This window comes from Microbulbifer variabilis (assembly GCF_023716485.1).
GTDB lineage: Bacteria > Pseudomonadota > Gammaproteobacteria > Pseudomonadales > Cellvibrionaceae > Microbulbifer > Microbulbifer variabilis_B.
Window position 1 is genome coordinate 2,664,811 of sequence record NZ_CP092418.1, and the last position, 15,845, is coordinate 2,680,655.

The 15,845-nt window shown below is 49.8% G+C and carries 21 protein-coding genes; all 21 read right to left on the reverse strand.

Features of this window, described 5'->3' with window-relative positions:
• Positions 1-22: 22 nt before the first annotated feature.
• Complete coding sequence (locus MJO52_RS11760) at positions 23-751, reverse strand: hypothetical protein (protein ID WP_252081851.1); 729 nt, start codon at positions 749-751, stop codon at positions 23-25.
• Between the two features lie 2 nt (positions 752-753).
• Positions 754-1,461 (reverse strand): hypothetical protein, encoded by a 708-nt coding sequence (locus MJO52_RS11765; protein WP_252081852.1) that lies wholly within the window; start codon positions 1,459-1,461, stop codon positions 754-756.
• A complete protein-coding gene (locus MJO52_RS11770) occupies positions 1,458-1,973 on the reverse strand; it encodes a hypothetical protein (RefSeq protein ID WP_252081853.1) in 516 nt (171 codons plus the stop codon). Before MJO52_RS11770 ends, MJO52_RS11765 begins: the two co-directional genes overlap by 4 nt.
• Before the next feature lie 37 nt (positions 1,974-2,010).
• The gene (locus tag MJO52_RS11775; protein ID WP_252081854.1) at positions 2,011-4,719 is read right to left on the reverse strand and encodes a phage tail-collar fiber domain-containing protein; all 2,709 of its coding nucleotides are present in this window, start codon (positions 4,717-4,719) and stop codon (positions 2,011-2,013) included.
• On the reverse strand, positions 4,679-5,197 hold the full coding sequence (locus MJO52_RS11780; RefSeq protein ID WP_252081855.1) for a phage tail protein: 519 nt from the start codon (positions 5,195-5,197) through the stop codon (positions 4,679-4,681). The genes MJO52_RS11775 and MJO52_RS11780 overlap by 41 nt, the downstream gene beginning before the upstream one ends.
• Positions 5,194-6,372: a baseplate J/gp47 family protein gene (locus MJO52_RS11785; protein ID WP_252081856.1), complete on the reverse strand. Its 1,179-nt coding sequence runs from the start codon at positions 6,370-6,372 to the stop codon at positions 5,194-5,196. The genes MJO52_RS11780 and MJO52_RS11785 overlap by 4 nt, the downstream gene beginning before the upstream one ends.
• Positions 6,369-6,695, reverse strand: a complete 327-nt coding sequence (locus MJO52_RS11790) for a DUF2590 family protein (RefSeq protein ID WP_252081857.1) — start codon at positions 6,693-6,695, stop codon at positions 6,369-6,371. Before MJO52_RS11790 ends, MJO52_RS11785 begins: the two co-directional genes overlap by 4 nt.
• Positions 6,695-8,542: a phage tail tape measure protein gene (locus MJO52_RS11795; protein WP_252081858.1), complete on the reverse strand. Its 1,848-nt coding sequence runs from the start codon at positions 8,540-8,542 to the stop codon at positions 6,695-6,697. The genes MJO52_RS11790 and MJO52_RS11795 overlap by 1 nt, the downstream gene beginning before the upstream one ends.
• Before the next feature lie 10 nt (positions 8,543-8,552).
• Complete coding sequence (locus MJO52_RS21565) at positions 8,553-8,723, reverse strand: DUF6890 family protein (RefSeq protein WP_435583644.1); 171 nt, start codon at positions 8,721-8,723, stop codon at positions 8,553-8,555.
• Positions 8,720-9,052 carry a putative phage tail assembly chaperone gene (locus MJO52_RS11800; protein WP_252081859.1) on the reverse strand — a complete coding sequence of 111 codons (333 nt, stop codon included), beginning with the start codon at positions 9,050-9,052 and terminating at the stop codon, positions 8,720-8,722. The genes MJO52_RS21565 and MJO52_RS11800 overlap by 4 nt, the downstream gene beginning before the upstream one ends.
• An 85-nt stretch (positions 9,053-9,137) precedes the next feature.
• Positions 9,138-9,329 (reverse strand): hypothetical protein, encoded by a 192-nt coding sequence (locus MJO52_RS11805; protein WP_252081860.1) that lies wholly within the window; start codon positions 9,327-9,329, stop codon positions 9,138-9,140.
• Positions 9,329-9,874, reverse strand: coding sequence for a hypothetical protein (locus MJO52_RS11810; protein ID WP_252081861.1), 546 nt, complete (start codon positions 9,872-9,874; stop codon positions 9,329-9,331). The genes MJO52_RS11805 and MJO52_RS11810 overlap by 1 nt, the downstream gene beginning before the upstream one ends.
• Complete coding sequence (locus MJO52_RS11815; RefSeq protein ID WP_252081862.1) at positions 9,871-10,458, reverse strand: hypothetical protein; 588 nt, start codon at positions 10,456-10,458, stop codon at positions 9,871-9,873. The genes MJO52_RS11810 and MJO52_RS11815 overlap by 4 nt, the downstream gene beginning before the upstream one ends.
• A complete protein-coding gene (locus tag MJO52_RS11820; protein WP_252081863.1) occupies positions 10,458-10,667 on the reverse strand; it encodes a TraR/DksA C4-type zinc finger protein in 210 nt (69 codons plus the stop codon). Before MJO52_RS11820 ends, MJO52_RS11815 begins: the two co-directional genes overlap by 1 nt.
• Before the next feature lie 16 nt (positions 10,668-10,683).
• Positions 10,684-11,136, reverse strand: a complete 453-nt coding sequence (locus MJO52_RS11825; RefSeq protein ID WP_252081864.1) for a phage protein — start codon at positions 11,134-11,136, stop codon at positions 10,684-10,686.
• A 45-nt stretch (positions 11,137-11,181) separates the two neighbouring features.
• Positions 11,182-12,288: a DUF2586 domain-containing protein gene (locus MJO52_RS11830; protein ID WP_252081865.1), complete on the reverse strand. Its 1,107-nt coding sequence runs from the start codon at positions 12,286-12,288 to the stop codon at positions 11,182-11,184.
• A gap of 21 nt (positions 12,289-12,309) precedes the next feature.
• Positions 12,310-12,954 (reverse strand): phage virion morphogenesis protein, encoded by a 645-nt coding sequence (locus MJO52_RS11835; RefSeq protein WP_252081866.1) that lies wholly within the window; start codon positions 12,952-12,954, stop codon positions 12,310-12,312.
• On the reverse strand, positions 12,938-13,426 hold the full coding sequence (locus MJO52_RS11840) for a phage tail protein (RefSeq protein WP_252081867.1): 489 nt from the start codon (positions 13,424-13,426) through the stop codon (positions 12,938-12,940). The genes MJO52_RS11835 and MJO52_RS11840 overlap by 17 nt, the downstream gene beginning before the upstream one ends.
• Positions 13,426-13,890, reverse strand: coding sequence for a head completion/stabilization protein (locus MJO52_RS11845; protein WP_252081868.1), 465 nt, complete (start codon positions 13,888-13,890; stop codon positions 13,426-13,428). The genes MJO52_RS11840 and MJO52_RS11845 overlap by 1 nt, the downstream gene beginning before the upstream one ends.
• A 159-nt stretch (positions 13,891-14,049) precedes the next feature.
• A complete protein-coding gene (gpM, locus tag MJO52_RS11850) occupies positions 14,050-14,670 on the reverse strand; it encodes a phage terminase small subunit (RefSeq protein WP_252081869.1) in 621 nt (206 codons plus the stop codon).
• 131 nt (positions 14,671-14,801) lie between these two features.
• Positions 14,802-15,836 (reverse strand): phage major capsid protein, P2 family, encoded by a 1,035-nt coding sequence (locus MJO52_RS11855; RefSeq protein ID WP_252081870.1) that lies wholly within the window; start codon positions 15,834-15,836, stop codon positions 14,802-14,804.
• Positions 15,837-15,845 lie beyond the last annotated feature (9 nt).

Sequence of the window (15,845 nt, forward strand, 5' to 3'; positions counted from 1 at the left end):
ACGGTAATGCCTGTGAGCTCTATCAACCCACAATCGGCGCCAGCTCAGAATCCAGTTTGTCGGCGTCGCTCTTCTGCCCGCTAAATTCCCCGGCCTGGTCGGGCGCTTTGGTTTTTAGTTTTGTACCGTTATCGGTGTATTCGTGGGTATGTGTTGCGGCGGTGTTGGCAATTGCGCTGGTCACTTTGATTAGCTCATCCAGAATCCGTAGTACGTTGCTAGATTCATTCCCAAGCCATACAGTGCCGCCGTCCTTCACTACCAGGCGTTGTTTCAGTTTGGCAAAGCGCTCTGCCACTGCCTGGCATTGCTCGTTAATGTTTCCCCTGTCATCGATGCGGTAATAGTTGGCCGCATCCTGGGCCAGTAACACATCAGCGGCGCCCAGCTTCGGTAATAACTCACCCCGCGCAAATACCGAGCGGATAAACGGCCTGTGCGGCAACCCCATAACAAAACCCAGCTCCACCAGGGAGCCCGGTTGCGGGAATGCAAATAACCCCCGCTCGGCGCCGATGCCCGTTACCGGTAGCGGTACTTTCTCCATCAGTGGCATGGCCGTATCCGGTTTGCCGTCCGCACCCAGTAGCTGCACGTCTACGCAATAGCCTGGCTGCTCGTCGGTGCTCTCTACCGCCTCGCTAATGGCTACCTGGGCGTTGATTACCTGGCCCCACAACGGCAAGTGCAAGCCTCCTGTAAGCTCAGGGAACAGACGCCGCACAATCCGTTTAACAATCTTCTCCAACATCGCTAACGCTCCGCCCAAGGATTGGCCGACCAGGTGATGTTCATCTTCGCCCCGACCAGTTCAACCCCGGTCAGTATGTCGCCGTTGTACAGCGCACCAGGGCGCATGGTGGGCATCACTGGCAAGGTTGCGCCGTTGTGGCTGGTTAACTGTCGCTCCCAGGTGCGGTCCACCTGCACCGGGCTAGTGGCCCAGTTGGAATCATTCCAGCTGCCTACAAAGACTTGGCCATCCGTCTGTTGTTGCCAAAGCAGCTTAGCGATCCCGAAAACCTCCCCAAGGGAATCCATCATGTGATAACCGTTGGCAGTATTGTAGAGAGTTGCCACACGCTGTTTTAAGTAGGCCATATCACCCGCCGGCAACGTGAATCGAAGCCCAGTGGCCCCAGAGATTGTATTAAGGGCCCCTTGTAGGTCCACGCCGCGAAGCGCCAGCGGCAAGCGATAATAAAGAGCTGCCGACAGTTCACGACAGAAAATGCGCTGCTGCTTTTTATCAACCTGGGTGCAGGCCTCCACAAACCCGAGAAACCAGGGCTTGATCGCCGTTACATCATAGCCGCAGCTGAAAACCACCAGGCCCTTCAAACTCTGTTCTGCCTGTACGGTGAACAGCGCTCTACCAGGAGTGAATAAATTGACCCGCACATTACTATCCACGATCGCATAGGGAGTACCGGCCACGGTAATTGTTTTGTGCAGTTTCATCTCATGGCACTCTCTACTTTTTCTAGGACCTGCTCAAAGCCTGTCTGGATCTTCGGCTGTTGCAGAGGTCCCGGACTACCTGCGCCATCCACACCAGCAACTGCCTGCTCATTGGTTTTTGATAAACGCTGTTCCGTCTTCTCCGCTACGCTCAAATGCTCCTGCAAGCTGAAACTTAACCGCCAGGCTTTCAAGTTCACCAGTTCACGCTGCTCAATACGAACACTAAACCTAACCTGCCGAATATTGGCAGCATTTGCCGTTTGATCCGTGATGTCATAGATCAATAGATCGCCATTGGTATCAATGGCCTCAGCGACTCGATAAAAGTTTGTAAGGCGGTCGGAATCCGAGTACTTCACCAAAAAGGTGGCATTCACAGACTTAGGCTTTATTCCTCTGTGCGCCACACTTGTGCTGCTGGTTTCACCACTGAGTTCCTCACTATCAAATTCAGTAGTGACACTGACTTTTAAATCCGTATTAGGTACGGAAAAATTATTTAGGATCACTCGAACCCCCGAAAAAATAAGCTAACCGGTTTCGACATTAATGAAATAATTCAGCCATCGCAGATTTAAACTCATCTATATCTGAAGCATTAGCGATGGCATCACGCACAGATTCCGCCGTGGTTCCGGTGAGCTTTCCAACTACACTAACGCCCAATCTTTTTATACCGGCGCTGTCCTGCCACTCATGCAAATCCCGAGTGCCATTAACCGGCTGTCGAGTCAGTAAGGCGCCATACTGAAGTGAATAATTCGTGGGTGTCTCACCCTGAAGAAAGGCGGATTCATCCCGAATAATCCCAGATGATGGCGTGTTTTTCGGGTCATCAGTAAAGACAGGACCCAGGGTTAAATAGGCTTCTGCATTCCCCTCCGGAAAGGTCGCCATATCGGTAATAAAATTATTGATTGAAGGGCCTTGAACACAAGCACCAGTAGGTTTTTTTACCGTATTGGGACCCAGTGACAAACTTTGAATATCCAATCCAAAATAAATTGACCCACCAACGACCACATTGTCACTAACTGATGCACCATTAGCATAAGAACCAACCCCGATCCCGCAGCCTGTTATTTTATTATCCCTAAATACTGGGGAAAACAATATATTCGTCGGCGTTGGCGGCGAAGCAATAAAACATTTTTGCCCATTGGTTACGCTGTTATGGTAAATATCGCAAAGATTGTTATTGATTCGTGCTAACGGGTAATAGTCGGTATAGGTCAGATCCCAGCTTATAGGGAACAGATACCCTTTCACGGTGTTATCATAGACTTGTGAATTTAAGCAAGCTGCCTCTTGGATGTGTACACCAATACCAGACAGCGGATAATTCGACATCAGCACACATCCGGAAACCGTATCACCAAAAGATCTAATACGGATTCCACGATCACTACCAGTCACAATTAAATTCTTAAATATTGAAAAATAATTTCCGTCGTGACTGGTAAACCCTTCAGTGGACGCCATCGTAGATGTGCAATCTTCTGCACCACAAAATAAAGATGGTCCGCCCCTACTCTGATCCTCAAGCTCTGTCGTAACATCGACAGACTGATTGCCAAACTCAATAACAGATCTTCCCGTCACCTTGCAATTTTGGCAACTGGCCATAATTATCGGGTTTGCCGTTGAGCCAGAAGGCACCGATGTCTTTTTACCAATAATTCTTGAGCGTTCGGTAATATTGCAGTCCAGGCAGTACTCCAGCCGAATGTTATTCGCTACGCTATCCACACAATCGATAACACAATTAGATATCACCAAGTCTTTAGCAAATCGCGCCAAAACTAAGGCCCAGGAAGAGCCCGGATCTCCTGAAATTCGAAAACCATGAATTCTGCAGTTTTCTACAAAATTGACCTTCCTGACAACCGAACTATTGATGGCAAAGCTTGCACTATGTGGGCCTGGTGTTATCGCATAGGGAAAGTTAATGGGTTCATAAACTGAAAACTTGACGGCGTTGATAATGCTTTCAACTCGGGCGAATTCGGACAAGTAAGAATGATTACCAGGATTCCTGCCTAACTGAAACTGTCCCGCATCGGGGCTATTAGCATTAATAATAGAGCTAATACGTACCCAATCATTAGGACTCAGAGACATTGTGGCAGCATTAATTGTGCTCTCGCCTGGGCTTGCCTCAGAAGTCACCTCAATATCATCCTCAAGGCTCCCGGTCAGACGAATCGCAGAAATATTTAAGCCGGTAGTCTCCAAGCCGGTATTGGCATATGTGGTGAGAGATACATTCGACCTCAGCTCAAGCGACTGGCTAAGTTTCATATTGCCAGAGCTGGCAAATAATAAATTACCGCCCCCAAGGGCAAAGAGATAGTCAATACCCGCCTGTATGGACACATAGCAATCTGTCCCCGCTACGGCCCCGAACTGCTCGGCAAATACCTTGCCACCGGGGAATATTCCCATTAACTGTACATTAGAGTTTGGGTGATCGATAAATTTGCCGTTATCGTGAACCCCTGTTCCGGGCTCAACCACTTTATATGTATTTCCGCCAGAGTCCCCATCAATATTGCGGCTCAATAAAATAACTTTTTGGCCAACCTTCAGGTTTTGAACAGACAACAGTTCTGTAAGCGTGTCAAAGCTACGTGGCAATCTTTTGCTTCCGGCCAATTTGGCAGAGGTAACAAACTTCTGATCATCATCACCCACCTCCACTTCCTGCGCATTGGCAATCTGCGACATTCCTATCTTTAACTCAGTGGCTTGATCAAATGAAAGCTGCCAAGTACTTGCGTCTACCGTAACATTTGTGATCGCCTGGGCATCGGTATAAGTAACCATAAAATTGCGGGTTAGGCTATTGCCGACATTGATACCGGTTGTTTTATATTTGGAAATGGTATCGATATAACGTACAGCAATCAGCGTATCGTCTTCAGCCAAAAGGCCAACCCAGTTAAAGGAGAAATCCCCCTCTTCGGTACCCAAATACAACGAGTAAACCACCTTATCCGCTGAGACATACCCCTGCCGGGTAATAGATCGCTCTGCCTCACGGTAGGCAATATCCGGCAAATTTTCTTCTGGGTCCGGCGCTGCCGCAGAATCCAGGCCTGGTATATTCGCCAACAAAAAGCGGTCGATAGTCAGCTTCTCACCCGCAGCAGCTTTTTGCGCAAAGAGTGTGCGGCCTGCGTTGGTTAATATCCCTATACTCATTGTTATCGCCTCAACTTGCTGCGTCGAAATACCACGCATGATCAATTTCATGCACGGAAATGCCCAGACCAACCGGGGAAATCAATTTAAACTCATAGCGCCGACAGGTACGGCCATATTTTTGTAATAACAGCCTTAATAAATCTTGATTATGGCTTAACTGTGCATCACTCAGTTGCAGGATAATTACATCCCAATCCCTGTTAGGATCTCGCTCTATTACCTCTACATAACCCACACCCAAGCGATCAAATATACGTTGAATACCAGCTACGCTTCCCGCATCCACCGTATTGACATAGGCATATTTAACCCGCAACCGATAAAGCTCTATAGGCTCCCTATCAAAACGAGTGACATTACGCTGCCAGGCCAATAGATTTAACGCGGAAAGCCCACAAGTATCCGGATCCATTTCTTCAATAGGCCACTCTAACCAACTGGTGACATAGGCCCACCAGCGCTCTAACATCACTCCGAGTTTTGCAACTTCTCCGCGGTTAGCCCAAGAAGGTAAAGTGATTTTCAAGATTCAGCCTCAGCAACAGTCAAATTCCCCAAACGTGGCAAGTCCATCGTGCTAGTGATCTGCGCATGGTTAAAATATATATTACTAATCTGTGGAAACTGCTCTTGTATTTCCCGTGATAACTGCGAAAAGCCAAATAAAGACCAGGGGTATACTAGAGTTGGGGAGTAATCAATATTTTCTCGGAAGGCTGCACGAATAAAATTACCTACACTTTTGATCAGGCCTTTTTTTTCCGCCTCACTGGTGTTGGCCACAAACCACAAACTACATTCAATACTGTAGTCAGTTTCCGGCATGGCTTTAACCATCAAATCATCACCATGGCCATGGTTGCCCTTATCAGTAATTTCATACTGGATGCTGGCAATAAACTCCTCAGAGGGATTGCCAATATCTAGCATCACATAAGCATTGGCCGTACCAGGGCCACGTGGGGCATTGTGTTCAAAAAAAATATTTTCTGTATTCAGTCCAGAAAAGCCAGCGATAATAGCCGTATACGAGGCATCCGTGTGCCATTGATTAATCGCCGTATACTGATTGCGCGTGCGTAAGCGCAGCTCGTCATCGCTTTCGATATCCGCACCAGGTATCGTCAGCCAATCTTCCAGGTTGGTAACAGTCACTCCTGCCAGCGGCACCGCAAGGCGTACATAATAGCCCGCCCCCAGGTTGTACCCTTCGCCTGTCTCTAACGCTTTCACCGGTACAAGCACTACCTTCTCACCGGGACTCAATAAAACCTCTTCGGTTGTCTCCACCGAATAAGTTTTGCCATTAATCAACGTACTATGAATGACCGTACCCGCTTCAATGGTTAGCGCCACACTGGTGTCAGTACGAGAAAACTGTAGATTCCCTTTTGCATATACTGCACTTTTCTTTTCCAGGCCTACCGCCCAAGCATGCCATACTAAAAAAGGCCCAGTTGCAGTTTTAACAAAGGCCTGCGCCAGCACATGGTCAATCATAAAATTAACCAACCACAAAACCGGCTTACTAATAGCAGCTTGTACAAAACGCCAGAAAGGCGAAACATCACTGTCATTATTAATAATTAAGTTGGATTCATCAGTGATCTTTTTTAAATGAACATTTAGACTCGACTCACTGGTGGGGATACCTGCATCAATCGCCAACTGCTCAAACTGTTCGCGGTCTTTATCCGTCATAGACTGACCCCTATTTCACCGTATTTCATGGTTGTTGCCCTCAACCAGTAAGTTTCATTACTAGCATCAGAGGGCGTTAGCTTGGCCGTACCTGGGCGGATACGTTCATCCGTATCCACTAACAATAAAATCTGATTTTTAATACGAGCGATTTTGCGCGGGTCGCGTTCGCCGATTAATTGCAAGGCTAAACCGCTTTCTAAAATTCTGTGTTTAATATCCTGGCCGATACTCACACGGCCAGAACAAAACACCGGAAAACCGCCAGCGTCTAAGGTAAGGTCGCGGTCATCACTAATAAGCAGGTCTTCAAAATCGCTCATTATCCCCCCGCCATAGCCAACTCATCGGCCAGCTGATAACCGCTCACACTACCCGTGGTGTGTACGTTTATGGCTTCGACATGGGTACCGCGATTATTGGTCGTTGCCTGGTTAACCTGCTGCAACAGCCCACCAGAGGGCACAGCGCCGGGACGGCTCTGTGAAATACCAGCCGAGGCTTGGTGCATGGCCTCCCGCTCTTGCTCTATTTTTTCGGTGATTTTCACTTCACCACCACCGCCAATATTGACTCCCGGAATCATGTTGAGCTTATCGATCAGCCAGTCGAGAGACTTACCCAGTAGTTTCAGCGGTGTGGTATTGCTAAACCAGGCCATCAACTCATCCCAGTACACTATCAGGCCCACTACAGCAGCCACTAGGGCCACCACAGCCAATACTATCCAGGTGATAGGGTTTGCCAGTAATGCGGCATTAAATAGCCAGGTAGCGGCCGTAGAGGCCATAAAGGCACTTCGCAAAGCGCTAAATATTGCCACGCCACCATAGACCGCCATCTGGAAAAGAAACCAGGTGGCTTGGGCAGCCACCAAAGTAAAACGCCAGATACGCGCGCCGGCAGCGCTCACCAGCAGCGCACCATTCCAGCCGGCCATGGCGAGCGAGGCCAAGCCTTGCACCATGGCGAAGGCGCTTACAGCGGCTACCAGGCCGAATATCACTAAAGTGCCGACCGCAATCACCTTGGATAGGGTTTTGTGATTGTCCATCCAGGCCATTACGGCCTCACCGGCAGCCACCATCATCTCAAGCACTGGTAACAATACCGGCTGGATCATGCGGCCAAATTGCGTATGAACTGCGCTGGCAGACGCCCCCATCTGTTGCCAGGGATCTACCATTTTCTGGGCCATCTGCGTTGCATTGCTCATGCCCTGAACATTACCAATCAGATCTATTTTGCTGCGCAACTCGTCGGTTTTCGGCAGGAGCTGATTTATTAATCCCACCGCCTCCTGGGTGCCGAAGGCCTTCTTAAGCTCATCGCCTTGCGCTACGGTCAGTTCTCCACCGCCATAGCGGCCTTGCAACTTTTCGAGAATATCCAGCATCGGCAACATACGGCCCTGGCTGTCGGTAAATTTAAGTCCAAGCTCATCTTGGGCTTTACCAACGCCTTTTAGGAATGCCCGGTATTTAGTGCCGGATTCGCTGCCGCTCATGGTTGCTTGCAAACTGCCAAGAACTGCCATCTGTTCTGTCATAGAAATGCCAGCTGCCGTTGCATCTGCACCCAAGGTCGAAAAGGCCGAAGCCATTTTATTGCCGTCTGTTTTAAATGCCGCAACAGCAGTCGCGGTTTGCTCGGCAAGTCGTTGCACCCAATTGGCATTACCCATGCGTGTAGCATCTTTTTCAAAAATGCCGTACATGGTGCCCATATAGTCTGTAATCGTGGCTACATTCGACTTCGTAGCTTTAGCCAAGATACCGCCGGTTTCGGTAAACGTGGAAAGCTCACTGCCGTTTAAACCAGAAATTGCACTTTGAATATCGTAAGAAGCGCGCACAAACTCCGTTGCGCTCTCACCATATTTCACAGAAAAACGGAGGGCAGTTTTCTCCAATTTCTGTAAAGCCGCGTCGGCAACCCCAAGGCTTTTAACCTCACCTATTGCCCGGTCCATTTCTATAGCGGGCCCTAGAACGGACTTCAACGCATAACCCGTCGCAAACAGCCCCGCAGCCCCCACCCCTACCTGGGTAAAACCTGCCGTGGCGCGCTGGTTGAGCTGATCGATCTGTGAGGCAATTTTGCCCGCAGGGCCAGAGGCCTTATCGATCAAACTCACAGAAAATAATAATTTTTCCAGACGCGAGGACATTTGCTCTCCACTATTTGCCGTTTAATGCGTGGGCTATACCGTTGGCTACTGCCATCTCCAGGTTCTTACACTCGCGCTGCTCCAGGTAGAGCGCGCGCCCCATATTTTCCTCCGTTGCCGGAGCCCCCGGAAAATACCGGGCGACTAATAGACACAGCTGGTCGTAGCCGTTCTCTTCTATTTGTTTTGCTTCTTCTTGGGCTTTTTTACAGTAATGGCCAAGTCCGGCATATACTCTGCAAGCACTTCCCCAGTGATTGCTATTTCAGATCCTGGAGAAGAACTTAAAATATTCAGAAGCGAAGTCTTTCCTTCGTCGCTAACTGTAGCCACCAGAAAATTATGCGAGGGCGCCACCTTGCTGTTGGGAACAAGGCTATTAACATATTTGTTGTAGTCCGCACGAGTGACCAGAAAAGAAAATTCCTCTCCAGCAATGATCAATTTAATAGTTTGTGTATTACTGTCTTCTACTGAACCGTCTTCAACTGCTTTAGTAATATCCGCCATTGGTAAACCCTTTTTTAATTTGAGCCTTTTAGCCCGGAAAGAAACCCAGTCCACGCATTAGCGCAGAGCGAGGTGATAAAAATTCCTATAAAATACGCCGTGTCCAAACGCCCATTTGTTCAGTCGCTTTGCGCTGTTGGCGAATATGTGCCTGGTCTTTTTGTATTTCCAGCACATTGTCGATATCAAAACCCATTTTTTCTAAAACCTCTTCAACCGCCTGGTGTGCTGCCTTGCGTGCCAGCTCTTCCGCCTGTTGTTCGGTGAGATACCCCATTACTGGCCCCCGGCTTTCGCGCCCAATGCCCGCACAATCCCACCCACCAACCCGGCGGACGGCGACGCGCCCATGGACTCCTGCCGTTTGTTCTGCTCTCTGCGCAGTTCGCCAAAATATTTACCCAGCAGGGTTGCGGGTACGCCAGTAAGGGTGCCGAATACCGTCCATAAAACCGGGCTTTGCATTTGCTCCGGGTACACAAACGCCCACAAAGTAAATGCGAGGATTTCAAAACACAGAACCTTGGCCATCATCAGCGCAATCTGTGCACGACTGCTCTGCCCGTCTGCCTGACACATGGCCCGATAGCGACTAGTCCAGCCCTCCTCCTGGGCTATCTGTAGATCCACCTGGCGCTCCAACAGACTGGCGCGCTGTTCCGGAGGCAATGCCCGTACAGATTGTTTGGCTTCAATACCGGTGGCCGACGGCGGCAGCTGTTTGTCTCGCGGTAATACGGCGTTAATTATTTGCCGAGCACCGGGGGCGAAAATATCGAGTGTCATACCACCAGCGGCTTTGAGAATTTCTTTCAGTTTCACAAGTCCCCCTCCTCGATGAGCGTATAGGTAAAAGTGCTACCCCAGTTTTCCGCAGCCCGCTCACACAGCGCCATCAGTAGAGAAAAATCGAACGGATCGGCCAACACTTGGCAACCCGCACTCCACTTGTCGACAAGCTGGCTGGTGTGGCTTGCGCTGGCCCTATGGCAATTAATCCCGAATAGTCCGTCATCAATCGGTGCGTCCTGGTTAATCACCGCATCGCGGTTGTTATCTCGGTAAACCCGTACAGACCTGCGCTGTACCAGTGCGCGGTACTTGCCCTGGTGCAATCCCAGTTGCCACAAACCCGGATACTGCCCAGGCACTAAAATTGCGGTGCCATTCAGGTTGATGGGATTCTCTCGCCAAAAGGTGCCGGGATCGGTGGTGGCCGAAAACACCAGGCAGTGAGGTATACCGTCAAAGCGCCAGGCCACTGCTAAATAATCATTAAAAGAATTAGCGCTATGGTCCGCACTGCGAATACCGATCAAATTTAGGTTGTAATCACCCTCATCAAAAAACCGGTAGCCTTTTTTGATTAACGCACTTTGCAACTTTCCGTATCGCGGCCGTTTCATCAGCGCCCCCATTTTTCAAACTCGGTCTGACACTCCACACAGCGAGTCACGCCGCCAAACGCCTGGCGCTCCTTGGGAATATCCCCGTCGCAGTCCTCGCACTGGGTTAAGCTCGGCTGTTCAAAGTTACTGCGCTGGCGTTGTGCCTGCAGTGCTCTTTGTCGCTGCTCCTGCTCCAGTATCGAGGCGCGGTCCAAATCATCCGGCATACCCTTGCCCTATTCCTTAAATAAAGTTTTCCGTTTCGCTCGCATCGATATAGGGGATACCGTTAATCCGCACAAAGTCACGGCTGGTCACGTCGTAGGGCAATTTGTGTTTGAGTTTTTCACCACCATTGCCGGCAGCATCCAACAAATCACTAATGCGCAATTTGCAGCCGAAGGCCTCCACCTTAAATTCCATATTGGAGGTTGCTGCACTGCTGACAATATCGAACGGCTCCAGCGCACTAAAACTACCGGCACCCTTTGCCGCATCTAAAATGGTCATCAGGTTATTGGTGTCCACCTCAATTTCCCCCGAGGCTTTTTTCTCACCAGATATCCAACCATCCGGCACACCGCGCGTCATCGCTGGTCCGGTCGCATCCTCAATACTGACCGTGAACTTTTCCACATGGACTAACATGCTGCCGATCATCACATCGACATCTTTTCCGCTGAGTTTCTGACTCATAGCGAAGGCTCCCCAATTAATAAATTACGTAAAAACCCAATGGGATTAACTGCCGCTCACATCCAAAATAATATTGGCGGTGATTGCCTTGGGTGAATTGAAAGGTTGTACTTTGATGTAGATTTCAACTGCCGAATGACTGGCCCACACTATGGTGATACTGTCATCTGTTGGTGGCTTGATCTCTCCGGGGAAATGTTGGCCAGTAAAAACTGTGCTGTAACTCATCTCCCGCAGAGGGCGCATTAAATCGGTTTTATTGGCATTGATACTGGCCGGGGTAGAGTTCAGGGAGCGATTAGCAATTTTTGCAATAGCTAGGAGTCGCACCGCTCGCGCAGCCTTATCCACTACGCGCAAATGCTCTATTACCTGGTAGTCGCCACCTGGTATATCCAGCAAATTACAATCACCCCAATAGGTGCCTGGATAATCCGGGTAAGTCTGTGGTACCGAGAGCCGTGCCGCATCCAAGGTTTCCAGTGTTGCGCCCTTTAATTCAGTACCGGCGCTATCGACGGGGATGTCTCCAAGGCCAATCAAGGGGCCTGTGGCAACTCGCATAGGGCTATCGGCAATACTCACTTCGTGCCTACACAAGCGCCCCGCCAAAACACCGAGATTATTTCTGTGTAATTGCGGAACCACCCCAACACGATATGCAGCAACCCCGTTGGTAATTGCCGCTTGTGCAGCCTCGTAATCGCTCCAGGTTTGCGAGTCAGCATCGATACCGGGAGTAGCCGTTAAAACAATCACCCGACGAGCCAAGCTGGTGCGTAGGCTTTCGGCTTTGGTGTACATTGCGGTCAGTTCGGCGCTAGTGGTGGCCGGGGTACACAGGGCAATTATTTCCGGGCTAACCGTGGCCATTGCTGAATCAACCACTTCGGTCCAGTCGTAACCATTCGTCTGAGGTGCCGCCCAGGCCTGCCAGTTCTGGCCACCGTTTAACTGAGCCGCCAGCACGTTATCGCGAATTTCACTACTGTCTTCACCCAACAGGGTATCAATATCGCTTTGGCTGTTTAGGGAAATCAGTTGCCCGGTATTGGTGGCGCCTTCGCCAATAAATAGCGCCTTACGCTCAATTTCTGGCGTGCTGCCCTGGGCTTGATTGAGATTGTTTACTGCAACTTTTCCTAGCGCCATTTGATCGCCCTCTTTGGTCCGTTAAGACCTTTCCAATGTTTGGTCAATAATTGTGGTGGCCAGCTCTTCGACTTCTTTCTGAGTCACACCAAGAAAACTCCGGTCCGGCAATGGAATAACCCAGCTCGGTTTTTCTGGAGCTTTGCGCATACTGCGCAAAATAACCCCGGCTTGGCCGACCGATAAATTCTCTGTTACCCATTTGAGGCTGGTCTGTTTCCAACCGCGCCCGTTGACCCGCCGAATTTTGTAACCCTCTTTGCGCAAGGCTTTGGCCTGTGCCCGCGTTGCCGGGGCGTCGTAGTCCGGCTGGCCGTAAACCTTTTCCGCCTTTTGTGCGTTCCAGTGCTCGGTCACGCCATGCTGGTGTTTATAGGCAATACCAGCGGTCACCGAGTCTTTAAAATCAATCACCGCTTTTTCTGGCGTGGCCTTGCTGCGCATTTTTTTACTCAGGCCCCGCAGCATTTTTCGCTTACCTTTTTTACGCGCCTGCCAGGGCTGGCCATTTAAATCCCGCTGATCGCGCAAACGCTTGCGGGAGTAGGTACGCACCTTGCGCCCCACCTGCCCCAGTAGGCGGCGACGTTTGGCGGCGGGCAGCTGCAATAGTTGCAGTTGCTTTTTCACTTCCAAGTGCCCGGTAATATCAATCTTTACGGACAAAAGGCGCATCCGTTGGCTGTGACTGGCTATCCCCCACCCCTACCTGGTTAGGCTCATCAATGCCCACCGTGGCGATAGACCACTGCCGCCCGTTGTAGGGAATTACCCCGTTATCATCGGGCACTAATTGGATATCCTCATAAAAGGCGATACGAATTTCTACATCGGCCTTGTGCTCATTAATTACATCGATTTCAATTTCCGGATCGGGCAATTCCTGAATAACGCGCTCCGCGTCCTGGTCCTGTACCCAGGCAGTGACCAAGGCAAAAAGTAGTTCCGGCGATTCGGCAAAGCGCTCAATACTAATCACCGCGTCATAGCGGAGCCGGCAAATACAAATCCCATTGCCCAGGTTTTTGCTGGTGGTTTCCAGCTTGCCGTCTTCCATCCAGCTGTCTAACTGCTCGCAGGAGACTAAGTTAGCGCCCAACAAAAAGCCTGTTATTGCGCGCAGTTTTTCCAGAGCCATTACAAAAGCTCCACCGTGATATTGGTTTTTACACCGCGTAGACTGCGTAATGCGCGGTCTGCCTGTGCTTGGTACTGCTGGGCGGTGCTGTCTGATTCTTTGACCTGATGCTCACCAACTTCTCTACGATTAATCGTCGCGAACTCCTGAAAGAGACTTGCCGTAGCGCGGCAAAAAACCGCGCGGCGGTAATGCTCTACTAAAATATTTTCACCACCGATGGTTTTGTCTGAGACGTTCATCAAGTTCTCATGGCCCTCGGTTTGCCAGGCCTCTTGCTGTTCGAGTAAATCGTCGTTGACATCGAGCATGGCCAAACGCAAATGATGCTCCACCTTTTCCTGGTGATACTCCGTCGGCACCCGGTAAAGCCGTTGCAGATCCCCTAAAGAGAGATCAGGGAAAAAACCGTTGTTCTCTAAAGTGGTTTCCAGATAGCTTTCAGACTTGCCGGTAAAGCTCATGGGTAATCTCAATCAGCAGTGAATAAAAACACGGCGCCGAGTGGTTTGTCTGACCGCTCAGGGCGACAGGCGCCCCACTGGCCCGTGCCGTGGGAGGAACTGTTACAGTCTTTTTTTGGCCATTTCCAAGCGGGTTTTAACTCCGGCTTTATCATTCACCTATTCGGCCCTCTCATACCAGTACACCGCTTTGGCAAAGTCTTCTTCCTGGTCATAGAGTAAGCCCGCCAATTTATAGATTTTGCTCAATACAATAATATTGATGACCGGCCAGCGCTGAGATTGCACCGCTTCCACTACTTCAGAAAAATAAGGGAATGGGGAACGCTGAGCTTTGTATTCACGATCCGCCCAATCGTGTAACTCTTCGGCAACATAGGTGGGTAAATCTCGCTTGAATCGCTCGGGCATCGATTGCTGCTGCTCAATGGCATAGTTGGCCAGTGCCAAGGCCTGCTCTATATCGCCAACATCAATTAGCCAGATAACGCAGTACACCAGGATCGGATTCTGATAATGCGCACCGCTTTCCATATATTGACGAACACGGGGCAAATACTTAGGCAATAGTGCCCGCTTAAAGTCAATTTTTTCGGCAATATCTGTGCGCTCTGAAAGCAGTTTTAAATCATGCTCTAAACTCTGTTCGGACAGTTCGCGGGCGTATTCATCACGGTTCGATTGAGTGACCACTTCCGGTGTCTGTTCTGCTGCTTCTGCAGAAATTTTGCTTTGTGCATTAGCCAAGCATTTCTTTTTGTGACGCAACGCGAGACTCATAGCGATTCCCTTATAATTTTTCAGTGAGGCGCTGTTAAAAAGCCCCTGGCCATTCGCAAAATTACGGTGGCCAGGGGAAGCCCACTGCGCCTATTGGTGATTTAAAAATTTGATTAGTCAGTAAGAACGAATTACTGCCAACCGCCGTTGCCATCTGGCAATTTCACATTGGCAAATTCGATACCCGCCGCTTTATCCAGTGTTTCCACCACGTAGTCTTCGTTCATGGTGTTGTAATGCTCCACACGGTCGCGCTTGGCGTTATCTTCGATCTTTTGGCGTACTGCGCCGGATTGGTAATACAGGCTTAAGTTATCCCAGCTGGTAATCATTAAGCCACGCACTGGAAAGAACGGAACCGGGTGAGATAACAGACCACCGTAAGTACGCGTTACCGCGCTATTCTCGACACGTTCTTTTTCGGTCGGGTTTTGACCTTGTGCGGTATACAGCTGTGCTTTGTCCTGAGCGAGTAGATCACGGCCAATTAGGGCCACCAGGTCCTCGCCATCACGGTGCGGTTCAGCAACTAACTGCAGTACGTCATGGACCATTGCATCCAGGTTTTCGTAATCGCCACCTGGACCCAAGCGGATTTGCCCTACCGTACCGCCTTCGGTGAGCATCTGCGCACCTGCGTTATATTCACGCAATTTTTGGAACCAGCCTTTGTTAACGTCTTCACCATTGGGAGAGGTGCTGGGGTTTGTCTCTGCTGCTCTATGAGTGCCATAAAAGCCCTGTTTAATACGCGCATGGGCAATCGCCTTGCGCACATAGTCCATAAACTTGCCATTGAAGTTTTTGAATTTTGCCCAAGCATCCAGGGTCTGATACAGAATATGAACATCGTATTCCGTTTTTACGCATTCATAGCCAAACGGGTCCAGGCCCAACGGATCACTGGTTTGGCGGTCGTTATTGGTGGTGTTGGTTCGCTTACCCACTAACCCAGTCGCAGAGCCGAATATTTTCTCGCCCTTAAGTTCATCGACTCCAATAACATTGATCCGCTGCAGGAAGCTGGAGGACTCGACAATTTTGTCCTGTAGCTTCTGTTCGACGGAAGGCGATGCCGAAAATGTTTTATCAACCATTTCCACGCCATAAGTCTTTGCCATACCGCTAGCCAAAGAAGCAAATTTAAGCCGGGTATCATTACGCATAGAATTGCA